The organism is Pseudomonas lactucae, from assembly GCF_016937615.1.
In the GTDB taxonomy this organism is placed as follows: Bacteria; Pseudomonadota; Gammaproteobacteria; order Pseudomonadales; family Pseudomonadaceae; genus Aquipseudomonas; species Aquipseudomonas lactucae.
On record NZ_JAFHKI010000181.1, the window covers coordinates 1 to 3,076 of the forward strand.

At 60.7% G+C, this 3,076-nt stretch carries 1 protein-coding gene; it reads left to right on the forward strand.

The window, feature by feature from the left end; translation table 11 throughout:
* Positions 1–3,054 (forward strand): beta strand repeat-containing protein (locus JWR98_RS26530; protein ID WP_205491635.1); only part of this gene is annotated, 3,054 nt, incomplete at its 5' end.
* Between the last annotated feature and the right edge of the window lie 22 nt (positions 3,055–3,076).

Consider the following 3,076-nt stretch of genomic DNA (forward strand, 5'->3'; position numbering starts at 1 on the left):
GACACTGACAAAGGCAGCGCCAACGCCGCTGCGACCCCGGACGTCACCTTGGTAGACGACCCGAGCGTGCTGCTCCCGGACACGGGCAGCGCCTTGGAAGACAACAACGTCACCGGCAACGTGCTGAATAACGACACTGATGAAGACAACCTTCTGACGGTCAAGTCGTTCACCGTGGATGGCGTCACTTTTGAGGCGGGCCAGCAGGCGACTATCGCCAATGTCGGTACCCTCACCATCGCCAGCACTGGCGAATACACGTTCACTCCGGTCAAGGATTACAACGGTGCGGTGCCGCAGATCGGCTACACCACCAATACCGGCTCCAGCAGCACCCTCACGCTGACTATCACGCCGGTCAACGACGCCCCGGTACTCGGCAACGCCTCGACCAACGCCTTCGGCGACACCTACATCGAAGGCAAACCAGGCGGCTACGTCGCAGCGAACCTGACGATCAGTGATGTCGACAACGACACCCTGCAAAGTGCCAAGGTCACGCTGGTGAACCACCTGGCCGATGACGTCCTGATCGCCGATGCGAGCAACACCAAGATCACGGTCAGCTATGACAAGGACACCGGTGTACTGACCCTGTCCGGCGAAGCCACCAAGGCCGAATACCAGGAAGTGCTGCGTTCGGTGCACTTCGCCAGCGAAAGCCAGAACCCGGTCGCTACCGACCGCACCCTGACCATCACCGTGAACGATGGCCAACTGGACTCGGCGCCTGTGACCTCCGTGGTCAACGTGGTTCCGGTCAACGATGCACCCGTGGTCAGTTTCGACAGCACCACGTTCGTCGAGCAAAAAGCGGCGGTGGCATTGGTCGAAAACCTGAGCATCAGCGACGTCGACAACACCACCTACAGCAAAGTGGTGGTCACCGTTGACCAGTTGGCGTCCGGTGACCTGCTCAGCAGCGCCGATGTGCTCAAGGCCCTGGCCGTTGCCGGTATCACCATCACCCAAAGCGGCAGTGCCGCCGACGGTAAAATCGTCTACACCCTCACCAGCGATTCGCCAGCCGGCAGCAGCGCGGCTGACTTCGTCAAAGTGGTTGAAGCGATCACCTTCCAGAGCCCGGGCAACAACCCGGTCGGTACGGATCGCAGCGTCACCATCGCCGTGACCGATATTGGCGGTGGCAACCTTGACCGCGAGCCACCGGCAACCGGCAGCGCCACCGGCAAGGTCGCCATTGACTTGTTCAACGACGCACCAACCGCAGCGGCTACCCCTGCCGGCGCCGACGAAGATCACACGGCCACCATCGTACTGAGTGGCGCAGATGTGGATGGCACTGTCGCCAATTTCGTCATTACCACCTTGCCGGAAAACGGCAAGCTGTACAGCGACGCCACCCTGACCACCGAGCTCAAGATCGGTGATTCAGTGCCGGCAGGCGCTGACGGCAAGGCGTCGGTCTACTTCTCGCCAACCGGCGACTGGAGCGGCAGCACCTCGCTTACCTTCACCGCGGTCGACAATGGCGGTAAAACCAGCGGCGAAACCACTGCCGCAGTCACCATCGCGCCGGTGACCGACACCCCACACCTGGGCCTGCTCGGCGGCGGCGTGGTGAGTTCGATCAACTTCGACGGCGCCGCCCTCAACGGTTCGTGGAGCACGGTCGCGGTTGGCGCTGCCAATAACGCCGCCGGCACCACCCCGACCACCCAGTGGTTGACCGGTAACAGCGACGGCAAAGTCGAAATCGGCCAAAGCAGCGTCTACGGCGTAACGACCCCAGGCAACAGCCAAGTCATCGAACTTGAGAAAAACACCGGCGACGACGCCAGCCTGTACACCGTCATCAAGGCCGAATCCGGCACGGCGTACAGCATCAGTGTCGACTACTCGCCGCGTGCGGGCGCCGAGGACAATTCGGTGATCGATGTGTTCTGGGGCGGCGTCAAAGTCGGCACCCTGGACGCAACCACCGTTGGCATGAAGACCTACACCTTCGTGGTGCCGGTCACCGCTGACGGTGATGCCAAACTCGAGTTCAAGGCCCCGACCAGCAACTCGCTGGGCGGTGTGCTGGATAACATCAGCGTTACCCAGGTACTGAACACCGGCCTGGAAGACCACGCGATCAAGCTGTCCGCGATTGACGCCTACGCCACCGACAAGGACGGCTCCGAGACGCTCAAGCTGCAGATCAGCGGTATTCCGGACGGCGCGACTCTCTCCGACGGCGCGGGCCATACCTTCACCGCGACGGCTGGCAGCCAAAGCATCGATATCAGCGACTGGAACAAGGCCACACTGGTCTTCAACCCGGCGCCAAACGCCAACGGCCTGGTGAACCTCATCGTTACCGCCACCGCGCAAGATGGCGATGCGGCGCCGAAGTCCGAGTCGATTACCCTGCCGATCAATGTGATTGCGGTCAACGACCTGCCGGTCATCGATGTCGTCGCCAATCCTCTGGTGGAAGGCAGCGTCGCGGAAGGTACCGTTGCTGGCACCTTTACCGTCAGCGATGTCGAGACTCCGGTTGCCGATCTGAAAATCACCTTCACAGGCGATAGCAACAAAGATGGCTACTACGCCATTGTTGCCAATGCCGTGGTGTTGACACTGGCGGGCGCAAACTTCGTTAACGCAGGCAATAAGCTGCCCGCAATTGATTTGACCGTGACGGACACAGACAAAGGCAGCGCGCACGATGCGGCGACGCCAACGGTCACCCTGGTCAATGACATTCCGGTTATCACCGTTGAAGCCAACACGCTGACTGAAAATGACGCGAAAGAAGGTACTGTTGCTGGTCGCTTCACCGCGACTGACGAAGAGACTTCCACTGCCGATCTGAAGGTCGCCTTCACCGGCGAAAGTAATAAAGACGGCTACTACGCTATCTCGGGCACCGACGTGGTGCTGACGCAGAAGGGCGCCGATTGGGTCAACGCTGGTAATCAACTGCCGAAGATCGACCTGACTGTCACCGACGCCGATAACGCTACTTCGCACGCTGACGCTCAGCCAGCCGTGACGTTGGTGAACGACATTCCGTCACTCACCGTTCGAAGCCAACACGCTGACTGAAAACGATGCCCAAAAGAAGGCA